Annotated in this window: 9 protein-coding genes; 3 read left to right on the top strand and 6 right to left on the bottom strand. The window is 72.2% G+C overall.

The annotated features are described in order from the left end of the window. Nucleotides 1–117 precede the first annotated feature (117 nt). The gene (locus tag EV187_RS17830) at nucleotides 118–1,707 is read left to right on the top strand and encodes a glycoside hydrolase family 68 protein (protein ID WP_130354403.1); all 1,590 of its coding nucleotides are present in this window, start codon (nucleotides 118–120) and stop codon (nucleotides 1,705–1,707) included. Nucleotides 1,708–1,829: 122 nt separating this feature from the next. Here the strand turns inward: EV187_RS17830 and EV187_RS17835 are convergent, their stop codons facing one another. The 5 genes from EV187_RS17835 to EV187_RS17855 all read right to left on the bottom strand — a co-directional run bounded on the left by EV187_RS17835 (nucleotide 1,830) and on the right by EV187_RS17855 (nucleotide 15,584). Further along, nucleotides 1,830–4,472: a DUF4062 domain-containing protein gene (locus tag EV187_RS17835; RefSeq protein ID WP_165391266.1), complete on the bottom strand. Its 2,643-nt coding sequence runs from the start codon at nucleotides 4,470–4,472 to the stop codon at nucleotides 1,830–1,832. A gap of 104 nt (nucleotides 4,473–4,576) precedes the next feature. Next, entirely contained in the window at nucleotides 4,577–7,207 is a 2,631-nt protein-coding gene (locus EV187_RS17840; RefSeq protein ID WP_165391267.1) for an ATP-binding protein, read from the bottom strand. 16 nt (nucleotides 7,208–7,223) lie between these two features. Next, on the bottom strand, nucleotides 7,224–9,854 hold the full coding sequence (locus EV187_RS17845; protein ID WP_130354406.1) for a DUF4062 domain-containing protein: 2,631 nt from the start codon (nucleotides 9,852–9,854) through the stop codon (nucleotides 7,224–7,226). After that, nucleotides 9,851–12,463, bottom strand: a complete 2,613-nt coding sequence (locus EV187_RS17850; RefSeq protein ID WP_165391268.1) for a DUF4062 domain-containing protein — start codon at nucleotides 12,461–12,463, stop codon at nucleotides 9,851–9,853. The genes EV187_RS17845 and EV187_RS17850 overlap by 4 nt, the downstream gene beginning before the upstream one ends. A 163-nt stretch (nucleotides 12,464–12,626) precedes the next feature. Further along, a complete protein-coding gene (locus EV187_RS17855) occupies nucleotides 12,627–15,584 on the bottom strand; it encodes a GH32 C-terminal domain-containing protein (protein WP_423190905.1) in 2,958 nt (985 codons plus the stop codon). Between the two features lie 715 nt (nucleotides 15,585–16,299). Between EV187_RS17855 and EV187_RS17860 the strand changes: the two genes are divergently transcribed. Continuing rightward, the gene (locus EV187_RS17860; protein ID WP_130354408.1) at nucleotides 16,300–16,815 is read left to right on the top strand and encodes a GNAT family N-acetyltransferase; all 516 of its coding nucleotides are present in this window, start codon (nucleotides 16,300–16,302) and stop codon (nucleotides 16,813–16,815) included. 159 nt (nucleotides 16,816–16,974) lie between these two features. Then, nucleotides 16,975–18,012: a LacI family DNA-binding transcriptional regulator gene (locus EV187_RS17865; RefSeq protein ID WP_165391269.1), complete on the top strand. Its 1,038-nt coding sequence runs from the start codon at nucleotides 16,975–16,977 to the stop codon at nucleotides 18,010–18,012. Between the two features lie 26 nt (nucleotides 18,013–18,038). On the opposite strand, the gene EV187_RS17870 is transcribed toward EV187_RS17865, so the two are convergent. Beyond that, entirely contained in the window at nucleotides 18,039–18,968 is a 930-nt protein-coding gene (locus tag EV187_RS17870) for a carbohydrate kinase family protein (protein WP_130354410.1), read from the bottom strand. Between the last annotated feature and the right edge of the window lies 1 nt (nucleotide 18,969).

Here is an 18,969-nt window from a genome sequence, read left to right on the forward strand (position 1 = left end):
CCCGTCCCCCTCGACGGACGCACGTCCGTCGGATGCCGGCTGCATCCGGCCACGCGAGCGGCGCCTGCCGCGCGACGCGGTCGCAGTCGGTTCGATCACCATCGAAAGGCGACGAACATGTCAACATCCACTCGGCGCATCAGGCGCCCGCTCATCGGAGCAACGGCCACGGTCGGCGCGCTGGTCGCGACGCTCCTCACCGGCACGGCGGGAGCCGTCGCCGCGCCCGACGACCTGCAGCCCGGTCCAGAGCCCACGGTGCACACGCAGGAGGCGTACGCACCGGAGGACGACTTCACCGCGAAGTGGACCCGTGCCGACGCTCGGCAGCTGCAGCGCATCTCCGATGCGGAGGCGCCGTCCCGCGAGAACTCGATGCCGGCGGCGCTCACCATGCCGACGGTGCCGCAGGACTTCCCCGACATGTCGAACGGCGAGGTCTGGGTCTGGGACACGTGGCCCCTGACCGATGAGGACGGCAACCAGTACAGCGTCAACGGGCAGGAGGTCATCTTCTCCCTGGTCGCCGACCGCAGCCTCGGCTTCGACGAGCGCCACCACTACGCGAAGATCGGCTACTTCTTCCGCCCGGCCGGGATCCCGGCCGACGAGCGGCCCGAGAACGGCGGCTGGACCTACGGCGGCCTCGTCTTCGACGAGGGCGTGACCGGTCAGATCTTCGAGGACCAGTCGTACAGCCACCAGACCCAGTGGTCCGGCTCGGCGCGCATCTTCAAGGGCGGCGAGATCAAGCTGTTCTTCACGGATGTCGCGTTCTACCGCAATCCGGACGGCTCGAACATCAAGCCCTACGACCCGCGCATCGCGCTGAGCGTCGGCAAGGTCCACGCCAACAAGAACGGCGTGAAGCTCACCGGCTTCGACACGGTCACCGACCTCCTCCAGGCCGACGGCACGTACTACCAGACCGGCGAGCAGAACCAGTTCTTCAACTTCCGCGACCCGTTCACGTTCGAGGATCCGGCACACCCCGGTGAGACCTACATGGTCTTCGAGGGCAACTCGGCCATGCCGCGCGAGTCGGCGACCTGCGACGCCGAGGACCTCGGCTATCGCGAGGGCGACCCCTACGCCGAGACGGTCGAGCAGGTCAACGCCTCGGGCGCGCCCTACCAGATCGGCAACATCGGCCTCGCGAAGGCGAAGAACGACGAGCTGACCGAGTGGGAGTTCCTGCCGCCGATCCTCTCGGCCAACTGCGTCACCGACCAGACCGAGCGCCCGCAGTTCGTGTTCAAGGACGGCAAGTCCTACCTCTTCACGATCAGCCACCGCAGCACGTTCGCAGCGGGCCTCGACGGGCCCGAGGGCGTCTACGGCTTCGTGGGCGACGGCATCCGCAGCGACTTCCAGCCGCTGAACGGCGGCTCGGGCCTGGCGCTGGGCAATCCGACGAACCTCAACTTCGCCGGCGGCCAGCCGTTCGCACCGGACTTCAACCAGCACCCCGGCCACTTCCAGGCGTACTCGCACTACGTGATGCCCGGCGGCCTCGTGCAGTCCTTCATCGACACGATCGGCACGCACGACGACTTCGTGCGCGGCGGAACCCTCGCTCCGACCGTGAAGATGGACATCCACGGCGACACGACCAGCGTGGACTACTCGTACGGCGACGGCGGGCTCGGCGGCTGGGCCGACATCCCGGCGGGCCTCGACGTCAACTCCGGCGGCAAGCTGCAGTAGGCGATCGAACGACGGATGCCCCGGGGCGGTCGGCCCCGGGGCATCCGCTCGCCCACCTGCCGGCGGGTCGCCGATGACGCCGGAACGGCCGCGGCCGCGGCCGTCGGCCGCCGGCCGCCAGGTCAGGCGGGCGCCGCCGCCCTCGTGGCGGAGTGGCCGAGCGCGAATCGCAGCGCGGCGCGCCGCGACATCGTGCGACCGCGCTCCCGGCCCGCCTCGAACTCCGCGGCGCGCTCGGAGGCGAGGACCTGCTCGACCAGTGACCCCGACGTGGGGTAGGTGCGCTGGTCGATGTGACCCGTGCGCGTCCGTGCCGTGTCGACGGCGCCGAAGAGCACCCCGGCGCGCTCGATGTCGCCGATCGCGATCGCGCAGGCGGCGAGCCCCTCGAGCGCATGCCCCACCCCCTCCTCGTTGCCGAGCTGCACCGTGAGCTCGAGGTGTCGCGCGAACAGCTCGGGGCGCGGGTCGCCGAGCGCGAGCCGCGCCCAGCCGGAGTTCGTGAGCTCGATCATCTCGACGAAGTGGTCGCCGATGCGGACCGCGTCGTCGATGACCGTGTCGAAGATCTCGAGCGCCTCGCGCGTGCGACCGCGCCGGAGCTCGATGGCGCCGAGCTGGCCGCGGAACAGGGAGTTGAAGGTCGCGTCGTCCTGCCACGTCACGAGTTCGAACGCCCGGCGCTGGAGCTCCTCGGCATGGTCGAGGTCCGGCGTCGAGGCCGTCGCGCAGGCGATGCCCTGCACGGTCAGTGCGGCGCCCTCGCCGAATCGGTCGCCGGCGGCGTGGAAGAGCGCGGCGGCCTCGATGAGCGGCGCCCGATCGATCTCGGTGCCGGGGTGCACGAGGGCGACCCAGGACGAGAACGTGATCGCGATCGCGCGAGTGCGATCCGCGAGCGGCACGCCGGACTCGAGGATGCGGTCCGTCCAGGACTTGGCCGTGGGCAGGAGGTTCCTGATCCACCAGTACAGGAGCATCCGCCACGCCGCATCCGCGACGGTGTCGACCTCGCCGAGGGCGATGAGGTGACGGAACGCCGCACGGACGTCGTGGCCCTCCGCCTCGACCCGCTCCACGGCAGCCTGCTGCGTGGACCCCCGCAGCAGCGGTTCGATCTCCTCGGCGAGGCGCACGTAGTAGGCGGCATGCGCGCGCCGGACCGCGTCGGCATCCGCATCCTCGGCGAATCGCATGGTGGCGAGCTCCCGGACCGGGACGAGCATCGAGAAGAACGGCTCGCCTCCGACATCGTGCTGGCGCAGCAGGCTGCCGTCGACGAGCTCCAGCAGCGTGCCGGGCAGGTCGACGGCCCACACCTCGCCGCCGGCCACCGCCTCGACGGCACCGAGGCTGAAGTCGCCGACGAAGACGCCCAGCCGCATGAACAACGCGCGCGCGAACGGCCCGAGCAGGTCGATGCTCCACTCCACGGTCGCGCGGATGGTGCGCTGGCGCTCGGGCATGTCGCGATCCGACGTCCGGAGGATGGAGAGCACGCGGTCGAGCTTCGCGAGGATCGCGGTCGGCGTGAGCACGCGGATGCACGCCGCCGCGAGCTCGATCGCGAGCGGCACGCCGTCGAGCGCCCGGCAGATGCGGGCCACGTCCTCCGCGTTCTCCACGGTGAGGTCGAACCTCGCGTCGGCGGCGTGCGCGCGTTCGAGGAACAGCCGCACCGCCGGTGCGTCGGCGACCTCGGCCAGCGACACGGCGTCGGGATCCAGTGGGAGGCGCAGCGGCTCCACGTCGAAGACCTGCTCGCCGTGCACCCGGAGCCTGGCGCGGCTCGTCACGACGACGGTCGCGTCGGGGAGTTCGATGACCAGCGCCGCGACCTCGGGGGCGGCCGCGATGACCTGCTCGAAGTTGTCGAGCACGAGGAGGTCCCGACGCCCGCCGCGCGCCACTGCGAGACGCTCCAGCGTCGGCACGCTGCCGTCGTCACGCACGCCGAGCGCCCGCGCGACGGCCGGCAGCACGCCGCCGGCGTCGCGCACGTGCTCGAGCTCCACGAACGTCACCCGGTCGAACCGGTCGCGGGCGAGCCGCGCGGCCTCGATCGCGAGCCGCGTCTTGCCGATCCCGCCCGGACCCACGAGCGTCACCAGTCGCCTGGGATCGTCGCCGCCGAGCCAGTCGAGCAGCGTCCCGAGGTCGGCCTCCCGGCCGAGCAGCTCGTCGGGCGGCACCGGGAGGTGCTCGGCGGCGTCGTCCGCGTGACCCGCGTCGGTCGTCGCGATCGTCGCACTCGCCTCGGCCGTCGAGGCCGGGGAGCGCGACGCGTCGAACCGCTCGGCGAGCAGGATCGCGAGGTCCGATTCGACGAGCTCCCCGAGCTCCTCCGCCGTCGAGAAGGACTTGTACGAGGTCGTGTCGTCGTCGCGGATCCGGGCGACGAGCCCGGCCAGTCGTGCATCGCGCTCGGCGGGCTGCTTGACGTAGACGAGCTTCGGCATCTCGCGCGGCGCGAGGCAGTACTCGTCCTCGAGTCCCGAGATCTCCTCGTCGGGCGCGATCCAGCCGTACTCCTGCCAGTAGACCCCGAGGAAGACGTCGCTCTGCTCGAGGTAGGCGCGGTACAGCTCGCGCGGTGGGTGGGGCCGCGCGCCGAGCTCGAACATGACGGGAGCGAGATGCAGTCGCTCGATCGCGGCGCGTGCGGCGATCCGCTCGGGTTGGAGCTCCTTGAGGGTGGAGCTCACGAACACCCGCAGTCGCTGGTCCGGCGTGCGGATGACGCGCGACCCCGAGGCGCCGGTCATGGTGGCGGCGCCTTCAACCCCTGGGTGCATCCGTGCCGACGCCCCATGCTGCCCATTGTCCGCGCGGCCGTCGCGGCAGTCCAGCACCCGGATGGGGGATGCCGCTACGTCACGGGAGAGCCGCTCGCGGAGGGCTGCGCGACCTCCGGGCCGAGCGCGATCGCGAGCACGGCACTCCGTGGCATCCGCCGTCCTCGTGCGCGGGCGGCCTCGAACTCCGCCGACCCCTCGCCGGCGAGCACCGCGTCCACGTACGGCTGGTACGTGATGTACGCGCGCTGGTCCCAGAGCCCCGTGCGGGTGCGCAGGTTCTCCGCCGCGCCGAGGAGCTCACCGCCGCGTTCCAGGTCGCCCGAGGAGGCGGCGCTCGCCCCGAGTCCCTCGAGCGCGAACGCCACCCCGACGTCGTTGCCGAGTCGGAGCGCGAGGTCGAGGTTGCGCAGGAACGGAGCGGGATCAGGGGCGCCGACCGCCAGCCGAGCCCACCCGATCTGCGTGAGTGCGACGCTCTCGGCGAAGATGTCGCCCGCGCTCGCCGCCTCCGCGCGTGCTGCCTCGAGGAGCGCGGCACCCTCGGCCGGGTCGCCGAGCAGCGCCCTGAGGCGCCCGAGCGCGCCGGTGAAGAGCGAGTGGAAGGTCGCGTCGCGCTGCACGTCCGCCAGCTCGAGGGCGGCCCGCTGCCGCTGCTCGGCCACCACCAGGTCGGGCGGGTCCACCGACATATACGCGAGCGAGAGCACCGTGAGCGCGAGGCCCTCGCTGAACTCGTCGCCCGTCTCGCGGAAGAGCTCGACGCTGCGCTCGAGGTCCTCGGTGCTGATCTCGGCATCCGTCTGCCAGAGCGAGACCCACGACGGGAACGCGAGGGCGATCGCGCGAGTGCGCGTCGAGATGGGCACGCCGATGTCGAGCACCTCCTCGGTCCAGGTCTTCGCCTCGGGAAGGTAGCTGCGGATCCACCAGTACAGCAGCAGCCGCCAGACGGCATCGGCGACCGCGTCCACCTCGTCGATCGTGAACAGGTGGCGGAAGGCGGCCCGCAGGTTGTCCCGCTCCGCCTCGAGTCGCTCGAGCGCCGACACCTGCGTCGCGCCGCGCAGGAGGGGCTCGGTCTCGAGCGCGAGCCGGAGATAGTGGTTCGCGTGCGCGCGGCGCACGCCCGCGACATCCGGATCGAGGTCGAAGCGGGCCGCTGCGATCTCGCGCACGGGAACGAGCATCGAGAACAGGGGCACGTCGGCGTCGCCATGCTGCCGGAGCAGGCTCCCGTCGATGAGCTCGAGGAGCGTGCCGAGGATGTCCGACGCCCACGGCTCACCCGAGGTGACCGCCTCCACCGCATCCAGGCTGAAGTCCCCGGCGAAGACGCCGAGGCGCACGAACATCGCCTGCGCGTCCGCCCCGAGCAGGTCGATGCTCCACTCGACGGTCGCCTGGATCGTGCGCTGGCGTTCGGGCAGGTCGCGGGCCGAGGTCACGAGCAGGGGGAGCACGCGATCGAGCCGGGCGAGCATCGCGGCGGGGGTGAGGGCGCGGATACGGGCGGACGCCAACTCGAGCGCGAGCGGCACGCCCTCGAGGGCGCGGCAGATACGGGCGATGTCGGCGGCGTTGTCGGGCGTCACGTCGAACCGGGGATCGGCCGCACGTGCGCGGTCCCGGAAGAGCCGCACGGCCGGCGACTCCAGGATGGCCTCGACGGTCGCCTGCTCCGGATCCGGCGGTACGGCGAGCGGCTCGACGTCGAACACCTGCTCGCCGCGCACGCGCAGTCGCGCGCGACTCGTCACGAGGAAGGTCGCGTCGGGCAGGTCCGTCAGGAGCGACACGATGTCGGGCGCCGCATCCAGCACCTGCTCGAAGTTGTCCAGCACGATCAGGTCGCGGCGCCCCGCCCTCGCCACTCCCAGCTGCTCGGAGAGCGGCCGGTCGCCCGCGTCGCGCACTCCGAGCTCGCGCGCGATCGCCGGGAGCACGTCCTCGGGTTCGCGCACGTGCTCGAGCGACACGAAGGTCACGCGGTCGAAGGGCGCGCCGGCGTTGCGGGCCACCTCGATCGCGAGGCGGCTCTTGCCGATCCCGCCGGGGCCGACGAGGGTGACCAGGCGCTGCGCGTCGTCCCCCAGCCACGTGAGCAGCGCCGTGACCTCGAACTCGCGGCCGACCGCCTCGGTATAGGGAGCCGGGATGCGCCCGGTCGGTGCGACGGATGCCGGGGATGGTTCAGCCGCGGCGGCGGGGCCAGCGCGCGACGCGTCGAACCGTTCGGCGAGGAGCGTCGCCAGGTCGGCCGCCAGGAGCTCGGCGAGCTCGTCGGCCGTCGAGAACGGCGTGTACGACGCCGTGCCGTCGTCGCGGATCCGGGACACGAGCTCGGCGAGGCGTTCCTCGCGGTCGGCCGGCTGCTTCACGTAGATGAGCTTCGGCATCTCGCGCGGGGCGAGCCGGTACTCGTCCTCGAGCCCCGAGATCTCCTCACCGGGCGCGATCCACCCGTACTGCTGCCAGTAGATCCCGACGAACACGTCGCTCTGGCCGAGGTAGGCCCGGTAGAGCTCGCGCGGTGGATGCGGGCGCGCGCCGAGCTCGAACATGACGGGGGCGAGCCGCAGCTGCTCGATGGCGGCGCGAGCCGCACGTCGCTCGGGTTCGAGCTCCTTCAGGGTCGAGCTGACGAACACCCGCAGGCGCTGGTCGGGCGTGCGGATCGGCGCTGGGCCGGTCGGGCGGTTCATGACCGGGGGTCCGCGCTCACGATGGCACCTCCGACGGACGCGGGCTCCCGGTGGCGGCGGCCACGGTCTCGGGGTCGAGCGCGATCTCCAGCACGGCCCGTCGCGGCATCCGGCGACCGACGACGCGCGCCGCCTCGAACTCGGCGGCACGGTCGGTGGCGAGCATGGCGTCGACGAACGGCTGATACGTGCTGTACGAGCGTTGCTCGTGGAGGCCCGTGCGCGCGCGCAGCGCCTCGGCCGCGCCGAAGAGGAAGCCGGCCCGCTCGATGTCGCCGACCACGGCGGCCGAGCCGGCCAATCCTTCGAGCGCGTAGGCATCGCCGTCCTCGTTGCGCAGGCGCAGCGAGAGCTCCAGTGCACGCCGGAACAGCTCGGGTTGCGGCTCGCCGGTCGCGATGCGCGACCAGCCGATCTGGTTGAGCGCGATGCGCTCGGCGAACTCGTCGCCCGCGTGTCCGGCGATCTCCCGTGCGCGCTCGTAGCACGCGACGGCTCCGGCGGCATCTCCACGAAGGTGCAGGATGCGACCGAGCACGCTCTCGAACAGCGAATGGAAGGTGGCATCGCGTCGAACCGTGTCCAGCGCGAGCGCCGAGCGCTGCCGCTCCTCGGCCAGGTCGAGGTCGGCGGGCGTGGCGGACATGTACGACAGCGATGCGATGGCGAGGGCCAACCCGACGCTGAACTCGTCGCCGACCCCGCGGAACAGCGCGACCGCCTCCTCCATGCGCTCGGTCCTGATCTCCGAATCGGGCTGCCAGAGCGCGACCCAGGACGAGAACGCGAGTGCGATCGCCCTCGTACGGGGTGAGAGCTGCCGGCCCGATTCGAGCACGGCCTCCATCCACGCCTTCACCTCCGGCAGCAGGCTGCGGACCCACCAGTAGAGGAACAGGCGCCACACCACGTCGGCGACGACGTCGACCTCGCCGACCGCGATGAGGTGACGGCATCCGGCGCGCAGGTCGTCACGTTCCGCCTCGAGCCGGTCGAGCGCGGCGGACTGCGTCGCACCCCGGAGCAGCAGCTCGGTCTCGGCGGCGAGGCCGACGTAGTACTCGGCGTGCGCGCGGCGCACCGCCTCGGCATCCGGGTCGAGCTCGAAGCGTGCGGCCGCGATCTCGCGCACCGGTACCAGCATGGAGAAGAGCGGCAGGCCGTGCTCCTCGTGCTGCCGCAGGAGGCTCCCGTCGACGAGCTCGAGGATGATGCCGAGCAGGTCGGCGGCCCACGGCTCGCCCGCGGTGACGGCCTCGACCGCATCGAGGCTGAAGCCGCCGGCGAACACCCCGAGTCGCTCGAAGAGCGCGCGCGCGTCGGAGCCCAGCAGGTCGATGCTCCACTCGACCGTCGCCCGGATCGTCCGCTGGCGCTCGGGCACGTCCCTCGCCGCGGTGACGAGCAGCGGCAGCACCCGGTCGAGCCGCCCGAGCATCGCCGCGGGCGTGAGGGCGCGGATGCGGGCGGCGGCGAGCTCGATGGCGAGCGGCACGCCCTCGAGCGCCCGGCAGATGCGGGCGATGTCCTCCGCGTTGTCGTCGGTCACGTCGAACCTGGGGTCGGCGGACCGCGCGCGATCGCGGAACAGCTGCACGGCCGGCGCCTCGAGGATGGCCTGGACCGACGCCTGCGAGGGCTCCGGAGGCAGGCCGAGCGGCTCGACGTCGAAGACCTGTTCGCCGCGCACCCGCAGCCGCACGCGGCTGGTCACGAGGAAGGTCGCGCCGGGCAGGTCGGTGAGGAGCGAGACGACGTCGGGGGCGGCGTCGACGACCTGCTCGAAGTTGTCGAGCACGATGAGGTCTCGTCGGCCGGCGCGTGCCACGCCCAGCTGTTCGCTCAGCGGGGCGTCCCCCGTGTCGCGGACCCCGAGCTCGCGCGCGATCGCGCCGAGCACTTCGTCGGGATCGCGCACCTGCGCCAGGGACACGAACGTCACCCGGTCGAAGCGTCCGCCGGCGTTGCGGGCGACCTCGATCGCGAGGCGGCTCTTGCCGATCCCGCCCGGGCCGACGAGCGTGACGAGTCGTCGGGCGTCTTGGCCGAGCCACTCGAGGAGCGTCGCGAGGTCGCGCTCGCGGCCGACGGCGTCCGAGAACGGTGCCGGGATGCGCCCCGCCGGCATGGCCTCGACGCCGGGTGGCGAGACCACCGCGCGCGACGCGTCGAACCGTTCCGCGAGCAGCGTGGCGAGGTCGGCCGTGAGCAGCTCGGTCAACTCGTCCGCCGTCGAGAACGGCGTGTACGACGCCGTGTCGTCGCTGCGCACGCGCGCGATCAGCTCGGCGAGCCGCTCCTCGCGCTCGGCCGGCTGCTTCACGTAGATGAGCTTCGGCATCTCACGCGGGGCGAGCCGATACTCGTCCTCGAGTCCCGAGATCTCCTCGCTCGGGGCGATCCAGCCGTACTCCTGCCAGTAGATGCCGACGAACACGTCGCTCTGCTGGAGGTACGCGCGATACAGCTGTCGCGGCGGATGCGGCCGGGCGCCGAGCTCGAACATCACCGGGGCGAGCCGCAGTCGTTCGATCGCGGCGCGGGCGGCGCGGCGCTCGGGCTCGAGTTCCTTCAGGGTGGAGCTGACGAAGATGCGCAGGCGCTGGTCGGGCGTGCGGATCGGCGCGGCGCGGGCCTCGGCGCTCATGACGCCATCGGCTCCGCCGAGTCGAGCACGAGGTCGAGCGCGACGCGACGGGACATCCGTCGACCGCGCCCCCGAGCCGCCTCGAACTCGCGTGCGCCGTCCGATGCGAGGATCCGCTCGACGAACGGCCGGTACGTGACGTTGGAACGCTGGTCCACGAGACCGGTCCGGAGGCGGACGGTCTCGCCCGCGCCGAGCAGGACGCCGGCGCGCTCGACGTCGCCGGCGGCGGCCGCGCAGGCGGCCAGTCCCTCGAGCGCGAAGCCGATGCCGTCGTCGTTGCCGAGCTGGAGCGAGAGCTCGAGGTGCCGGGCGAACAGGTCGGGACGCGCCTCGCCACGAGCCAGCCGGGCCCAGCCGGAGTTCGCGAGCGTGAGGCTCTCGAGGAACACGTCGCCCTGCCGGCGGGCATCCTCGAGGACGCCCTCGAAGACCTCGACGGCACGGTCGGCATCGCCCTGCATCAGGGCGAGGCTGCCCAGCGCGACGCGGAAGAGCCCCTCGAAGGTCGGCTGCTCCTCGATGGTGACGAGCTCGAGCGCCCGGCGCTGCAATCCCTCGGCGCGTTCGAGGTCGGGCGGCGAGGTCGCCGTGCACGCGATGCTCAGCGTCGTGAGCGCCCCGGCCTCGCCCAGTCGGTCGCCCACGGCATGGAACAGTGCAAGGCTCCACTCGATGGGGCCAAGGTCGACCTCGTTGCCGGGCTGCGACAGGGAGACCCACGCCCGCAGCCCGAGCGCGATCGCCCGGGTGTGGTCGCGCATCGGCACGCCGGCGTCGAGGATGTCCTCCATCCACGCCTTGGCCTCGGCGAGCTGGCTGCGGATCCACCAGTAGAGGAAGAGGCGCCAGACCGCACGGGCCACGCCGTCGACCGCCCCGATGGTGATCAGGTGGCGGTACGCGGCACGCAGGTTGTCGCGTTCGGCCTCGAGCCGTGCGAGGGCGCCGGCCTGCGTGCGTCCCTGCAGGAGGGGCTCGATCTCGGCGGCGAGTCGCAGGTAGTGCTCGCCGTGCGCGCGGCGGACGGCGGCGGCATCCGGCTCGAGCGCGAAGCGCGCGGCCGCGATCTCGCGGACCGGCACGAGCATCGAGAAGAGCGGGACGCCCTCGTCGTCGTGCTGGCGTACGAGGCTGCCGTCGACGAGCTCGAGGAGGTTCTCGAGCAGGTCCGTCGCCCACGGCGCGCGCGCCGTGACCGCTTCGACGGCATCGAGGCTGAAGTCCCCGGCGAACACGCCGAGGCGGACGAACAGTGCCCGCGCATCGGCGCTGAGCAGGTCGATGCTCCACTCGACGGTAGCCTGGATGGTGCGCTGGCGCTCGGGGATGTCGCGCGCCGCGGTCACGAGCAGCGGGAGCATCCGATCGAGCCGGCCCAGCATCGCGGTGGGCGTGAGCGCGCGGATGCGTGCCGCGGCCAGTTCGATCGCGAGCGGCACGCCCTCGAGCGCCCGGCAGATGCGTGCGACGCCCTCGATGTTCTCGTCCGTCAGGTCGAAGCGCGGATCCGCGGCGCGTGCGCGCGCCAGGAAGAGCTGCACCGCCGGCGCCTCGGAGATCGCCGCGACGGAGGCCCGTGACGGGTCGGGTGGAATGGTGAGCGGCTCGACGTCGAAGACGCGCTCCCCCCGCACGCGCAGGCGGGCCCGACTCGTCACGAGGAAGGTCGCGTCGGGCAGGTCGTTGAGCAGCGACATCACGTCGGCGGCGGCCGGGAGCACCTGCTCGAAGCTGTCGAGCACGATGAGGTCGCGTCGGCCCGAACGGGCGACGCCCAGCTGCGCGCTGAGCGGACGGTCGCCCGTGTCGCGCACGCCGAGCTCCCGCGCGATCTCGGGGAGCACGTCGCCGGGATCGTGCACGTGCTCGAGCATCACGAACGTCACCCGGTCGAACGGCGCCCCGGCGCTCCTCGCGACCTCGATGGCGAGCCGGCTCTTGCCGATCCCGCCCGGCCCCACGAGCGTGACGAGCCGCTGCGCGTCGTCGCCGAGCCAGTCGAGCAGCGTGGCGACCTCCTGCTCCCGGCCGACCGCCTCGGTGTAGGGCACGGGGATGTGATCCGTGGCTCCCGGGATCTCCGCGACGCTCTCCGCGACGGAGGGCGCCGACTGCCGGCGGGAGGCGTCGAACCGCTCGGCGAGCAGGATGGCGAGGTCCGCCTCGATCAGCTCCGCCAGCTCCTCGGTGCTCGAGAAGGGCGTGTACGACGCGGTGTCGTCGTCGCGGATCCGAGTCAGCAGGTCGCCGAGGCGTTCCTCGCGCTCAGCGGGCTGCTTCAGGTAGATGAGCTTCGGCATGTCGCGCGGGGCGAGCCGGTACTCGTCCTCGAGGCCGGAGATCTCGTCGCCCGGCGCGATCCAGCCGTAGTGCTCCCAGTAGATCCCGACGAAGACGTCGCTCTGCTCGAGGTAGGCGCGGTAGAGCTCCTGCGGCGGATGCGGCCGGGCGCCCAGCTCGAACATGACGGGCGCGAGGTGCAGCCGCTCGATCGCGGCGCGTGCGGCGCGTCGCTCGGGCTCGAGCTCCTTGAGGGTCGAGCTGACGAAGATCCGGAGCCGCTGGTCGGGCGTGCGGATCGGGAGCCCGGCGGCGCTGTCGATCATGGCGACGCCGTCGACGTCGCCGGGGAGAGAGATCGCCGCCGCCCCATGGAGCAATTGTGGGCGGCTTCCCCGCGCCCGTCCAGCACCCGCACGGGGGATATGCGCCCGGAACCACGGCGGGCGGGATGCGGCGGTCAGCAGCGCCGCATCCCACCCGCCGGTCTCAGCCGGCGACCCGCACGACGAGGCCGCCCCCGTCGGTGATGCCGGCCGAGTTCTCGAGCTCGACCGTGTAGCGATGCTCGCCGGGCGAGGCATCCGTGATCGCGAACTCGACCACGCGCTCGCCAGTGGCCGACCGGTACGTGCGCGCGATCACCGACCCGTGCTCGACGAGCCGCACGACCGTGGTCGGCTCGCCCCGGCCCACCTTCACCTTCACGAGGAAGTCGCCGTCGGCGTCGGGCCCTCGCTTGGGGCCGGTCAGTGCCGTGACCTCCGCCACGGGCGGAGCGGCGGTCGCCCCGTCGACGCCGGCCTCCTTCCACATCGCGCCGTGCATGGGCGTCACCGTCAACGACTCGAGCGTCGCGCCCTCGCCGTCGGCCCAGAGGCCGATCGCGTCGGCGCCGGCGTTCGGGAACACCTGGTCGGTGATCGTCGTCCGCCCGTCTGCGGTGAAGACCTCCACCGAGCTCCGGTCGACGTACGCCGTGATCGCGAGGCGACCGTCGGCCAGCGCGACGGGGGCGTCGTCGAGCGACGCGAACGCCGGGTGGAAGCCCGTGCTCCCCGAGTCCCGCCGGTCCACGAACAGGCGACCGGATGCCGCGTCGTACCCGATGCGGGTCGCGGACTCGCCGTCCGCCAGCACGCTGAGCCCGACGGCGTCGGCCTCGCCCGGCGCGATCACCGCGTCGATGCGCAGCACGTCACCGGCCACGGGCAGCGTCTCGGAACCGGACGCGATCGGCCGCGCGGCATCCGTGTACACCCGCTCGTCCTGCTCGAGCTGCGCGAACTCGGCCACGACCGACTGCGCGAGCCGCGGCCCCTTCGGGGTGGAGACCAGCTCGACCTCGCGGGGGAGCGCCATCGCGCTGCGCCACGAGCCCGTCGGGATGTCGTTGGCGTAGTCCCAGTTGTTCATCCAGCCGAGCATCACGCGGCGGCCGTCGGGTGCGCCGTTGAACGACACGGTGGCGTAGTAGTCGCGGCCCCAGTCGAGCCAGTCGTACCCCTCGATGCGGGGCGCGGCCGCGGCATCCGCGAACATCACCTCGTCGACGAGGATGTGGCCCCAGCCGAAGCGGTTGTTGTCGATGATGCGCACGGATGCCTCGCGGCCGGCGTACTCCGACACGTCCCAGCTCACCCAGTCGAGGGTCTCGCTGTTGCGGCCGGTGGCGGTGCGCACGACCGCGCCGTCGACGACGAGGCTGACGGAGGTCTCCTCGCTCCGCGGCTGCGCCGGGGCGGCGCCGAGCACCACGTGGTCGACGGTCAGGTGACCCCACCCGCCGGTCGCATCGTCGTGCACCTGGAACTGCGCCGCACGGCCCGCGAACTCGGAGACGTCCCACGACTGCCAGTTGAGCTGGCCGGCCTCGGGCCCGGTGGCCGTGCGCACGACCTCCCCGTCGACGAGCAGCCGCACCTCGAGGGTGCCGTTGAATCGCTTCCCGCCGCCGAGCAGGAACGACAGGTGGTCCTCGCCCGGTGCGATCGTGAAGCTCGGCGAGGTGAGGTCGCCGAGGTTGTCGTCGCCCTTCGGGCCGCCCTCCCAGGTGTTGAGCCGCTTCTGGCCCAGGTAATAGTCGCCGCCCGCCGTCGACGGGTTGCGCCAGGGCTCGGTCGCGAAGTCGCCCGTGACCTGCCAGCCGGTGTCGGCGAGGGTGGTGCCGTCGGCGAACTCGAAGCCGTCGAAGAGGAGGCGCCCGGCGGGCGGCTCGTTGCCGAGCTGCGTGCCGTCGACGTGCGGGTGGTTGCCGCCGCCGACGAGGAGGTTCACGTGGTCGCGTTCGATGGTGAACGTCGGCGACTCCATCGAGCCGACCGGCCAGTCGTGGTCGGCGAATCCGTTCACGAGGCCGGCGCCGACGAATCCGCTCACCGCGTTCTGGCCCTCGAGGGTGCCCGAAGCGGGCGCATCCGTCCACGGCCCGTTCGCCCAGTTGCCCGGCTCGTTCGCCACGGTCCACCCCTCGTAGTCGCCGCCGTTGAAGCCGGCGAAGACCTCACCCTCGGGGAGCGTCTCCGAACCGACCGTGCTCTCCGACGTGAAGGTCGTGCCGTCGAACTCGCCGACGAAGTACTGGCCACCCGAGCCACCGGCGACGGAGCCGGGGTTGAGGTTCACGACCAGCACCCACTTGGTGTTCGCCGGGTCGCCGTCGACCGCGAGCGGGAACAGGTCAGGGCACTCCCAGATGCCGCCCGTGGCGTTGGCCGGGCCGAAGTCGCTGAGGTGGGTCCAGGTCTTCAGGTCGTCGCTGCGGGAGAGCACGACCTTGTACTGCAGCGCCTCGACGGCGACCATGACCCAGTACGACTCGCCCGTGTCGGGGTCGGTGTGGCGGAAGACCTTCGGGTCGCGGAAGTTCGCCGAGCCGCGGTCGTAGACGGGGTTGCCCTCGTACTTCGTCCAGGTCTGCCCGTGGTCGAGGCTGTACGCCAGCGACTGGGCCTGGATCCCCGCGTGCGTCGGGTGCGCCGGCGTGTACGCGCTCGTGTAGATCGCGACCATCGGCGGGTTCTCGGCGGTGCCGAGGCCGCTCGTGTTCTGCTCGTCGACCACGACGGAGCCCGAGAAGATGTCCTCGATCGCCACGCCGTTCGCGTCGAACGTCTGCGGGATGGCGAGGGGCTGCTCCTCCCAGTGCACGAGGTCGGTGCTCGTGGCGTGGCCCCAGCTCATGTTGCCCCAGCGCGTGCCGTGCGGGTTGTGCTGGAAGAACAGGTGCCAGGTGCCGTTCTCGTACACCATGCCGTTCGGATCGTTCATCCAGTTCCGCTCGGGAGAGAAGTGCAGGTAGGGGCGGTACTGCTCCTCAGCCGGCGAGGCGAGGGTCGGCGCCCCGGTCTCCTCCGCGTTGGCGGGCATGGCTCCGAGTATGCCCGCCGCCAGCGCGGCGACCGCGACCGCGGCCGCGGCGGTGCGCCATCGTGATTTCGTCGTCATCGTCTGTTTCGCCCTTCATCGCGCGCGTCACGAGTCTGTCGTGACATCGTTGTCAGTCAACGGCCGCGATGCTACGCACTGTCCGCCGGACATTGCAAGGGGGGCCGGATGCCGCGGCGTCATGCCCGCCCGGATGCCGGTCCACCTGCCCTCGCAGGGTCCCTCCCGCCGCCTCGTGCCGGCCACCCATCGGGCGTCGCATCCGAGCGCGCCGCGGCCCGGATGTCGCGGCCGCGCCGCCGCATCTCGCCGAGGTGACGCGAAGTGTCGTCATCCGTCCCACGCAGCGACGACTCGCGTCATTTCGCCGAGGTGACGCGAAGTGTCGTCTTCCGTCCCGTGGAGCGACGACTCGCGTGATCTCGCCGAGGTGACGCGAACTGTCGTCATCCGACCCCTGGGAGCGTCGACTCGCGTCATTTCGCCGAGGTGACCCGAACTGTCGTCATCCGACCCTGCAGCGACGACTCGCGTGATCTCGCCGAGGTGACCCAAGGTGTCGTCATCCGTCCCCTGGGAGCGTCGACTCGGGTCATCTCGCCGAGGTGAACTGACGTGTCGTCATCCGACCCCTGGGAGCGTCGACCCGCCGCATCTCGCCGAGGTGACGCGAACTGTCGTCATCCGTCCCCTGGAGCGACGAATCGCGTCACGCCGGTGACCCCGGCGGGCGGCGAGTCGGGCCCCCGGCGGGCGGCTGTCGTAGCCTCGACGCATGGCCACCGTCATCCGCACGGCGCTGGTCGCGGATGCCCCCGGCATCGCGCGCGTGCACTGGGACAGCCACCAGACGACCTACGTCCGGCCGGGCCGCGTCGACCGCGAGCGCGTCGAGGCGTGGACGATGGTCATCCGCATCTCGTTCTGGACGGCGAACCTCGCCATCGCCAACGACGTGTACCCGGTGCCCGAGGGATTCCACCGCCAGGCGATCTGGGTCGCGGTCGTCGACGACGAGATCGTGGGGTTCGCCACCACCAGCCGTGGCCACGAGCCGGGCGCCCCGCGCGAGCTCGAGCTCGAGGCCATCTACGTGCTCGAGGGGCACCACGGCACGGGCGTCGGCCAGGCGCTCGTCGATGCCGCCATCGGCGACCGTCCGGCCTACCTCTGGGCGCTCGACGACAACCCTCGCGCGCACGCGTTCTACCGGCGCAACGGCTTCGAACTCGACGGCGCCGAGCAGTTCGACGAGCTCTGGCAGGTCACCGAGGTGCGCTTCGTGCGCTGACGGAATGCCGGGCGAGAAGCGGATGCCGCGGCATCCGACCGTCGTCGCGGCCGGTCCCGCCGTGCCCGAAGCCGTCCCTCCACCGTAGGCTCCATGCACATGGGAAACGAGCCGGGGAACGCACGCAGGCCGGGCGCCTCCGTGGGGACTGTCGGGACAGTGGGCCTCGCGGAGGTCGCCGCCGAGGCCGGGGTGTCGCCCTCCACCGTGTCCCACGCCCTGAACGGAACGCGTGCGGTGCGTGCGGAGACGCGGGAGCGCGTCGTGCAGGCGGCCGCACGTCTCGGGTACGTGCCGAACGGCGTGGCGCGGCGGAGGCGTCGTTCGGCGGTCGTCGGACTCGTCATCGACTGCATCGCGACCACGCCGTTCGCCGGCCGAATCATCCGAGGGGTGCAGGAGGAGGCGCGCGAGCGCGACGCGCTGCTCATGGTGGTCGATTCCGGAGGCGACCTCGAGCTCGAGCAGGGCCACGTGAGGGCGCTCGCCGATCGCAGGGTCGACGGGATCCTGTTCGCCCGCAGCTCCCACCAGGAGATCGATCGCCCCCACGGCATCGACGACATCCCGTTCGTCCTCATCGACGCGGTTCCGACGCCCGGCTGGGCCGTGCCGGCGGTCGCACCCGACGAGCGCGCCATCGCGTCGGTCGCGGTCGCGCACCTCGTCGCCGCGGGGCATCAACACCTCGCGTTCATCAACTCGGCGGCGGACACGCCCGCGTCGCGTGGTCGTCACGCGGGATTCCGGTCCGCGGTCGAGTGGGCGGGGCTCTACGACATGCACGCGGTCGTCGAACGCACCACGCCCGATGCCGCGGGCGGCCGCCGCATGGGGCGTCGCCTGCTCGAGCGCGCCCCCGGCGTGCGTCCGACGGCGATCTTCTGCTTCAACGACCAGGTCGCGATGGGCGTCTACCAGGCCGCCGAGGCGCTCGGGCTCGAGGTGCCTCGTGACTGCTCCATCATCGGCGTCGACGATCTCGAGATCGTGGCCGCGGCGCTCGACCCGGGCCTCACGACCATCACGCTGCCGCACCGCGAGATGGGCCGGTGGGGCATGCGGTCGCTGCTCGACCGCATCGAGGGTCGCGAAGTGGATGCCGCTGCGCCGCTCCTGCTCGCGGGCGCCTTGGTCGAGCGCCGATCGGTCGCGCCGCCCCGCCGGCGGCTCACGGACTGGCTCAGCCGGCGCTGAGCGTTCGTGCCGCGGGACCGGGCTCGTCAGCTCGGGTAGGCGGGCTCGGCGTCGTGGTGCGGCATCCGGAGCAGCGCGCCCTCGTGGCGCACGGTCGCGGCCGCGATGACCATCGCCTCGTGGAGCGTCTGGGCCCACTCCCGGTTCGTCGTCGGCACGCCGCCGACGACCATGTGCCGCACGACCGCGGCGAGCGTCGCGTCGCCCGCGCCCATCGTGTCGACGATCGGGCCGGGAAGCGGCACGATGTCGGCGTGGATCGGGCGTTCGCCGGCGCGGTGCAGCGTGGCGCCGTCCCGACCCGCGGTGGCGAGCACGGCGCCGGGGTCGCGTGCGAGCAACCGATCGACGAAGGCGTCGAGCGAGTCGCCGAGCAGCAGGTCGGCGTCCTCGTCGCCGATCTTCACGAGCAGCGACCGCGAGGCGAAGTCCTCGAAGTTCGCCAGGAACGCGTCGCGATCGGCGAGCATGCCCGATCGCGGGTTGCCGTCGACCACGAGCCGATCGCCCGGACGGGAGATCGCCTCGACGAGCGCCGCGTACTGCGCCGCGTCGTCGAACGGGAAGCAGCTCACGACCACGAGTTCCGCAGCGTCGAGCGCGGCCCGGGTCGCGTCGTCGAAGCGGATGCCGCGGCGCTTCGCCGCCTCGTTGAACTCGTACCGCGGCTCGCCGTCGGTGCGGTCGGACACTGCGCGCGAGGTGCCATGCTCCGACGGACTCTCGACGAGCCGCACGCCGTAGTCGCGCAGGTAGGCACGGATGCGGGAGGCGGGCTCATCGTCGCCGAGCATCGCGACGAGCGTGACGTCCTGGTTGAGGAGCGCGAGTCCCACGGCCACGTTGAGCGCCGCACCGCCGACGAACTCGCGGGCGCCGTGCTCGTCGCGCAGCTCGTCGATGAGCGCGTCGCCGACGACGGTGATCCGCCTCGGCGACGGAGTCGCGTTCGTCATG

It is taken from the genome of Agromyces ramosus (assembly GCF_004216665.1).
Classification (GTDB): domain Bacteria; phylum Actinomycetota; class Actinomycetes; order Actinomycetales; family Microbacteriaceae; genus Agromyces; species Agromyces ramosus.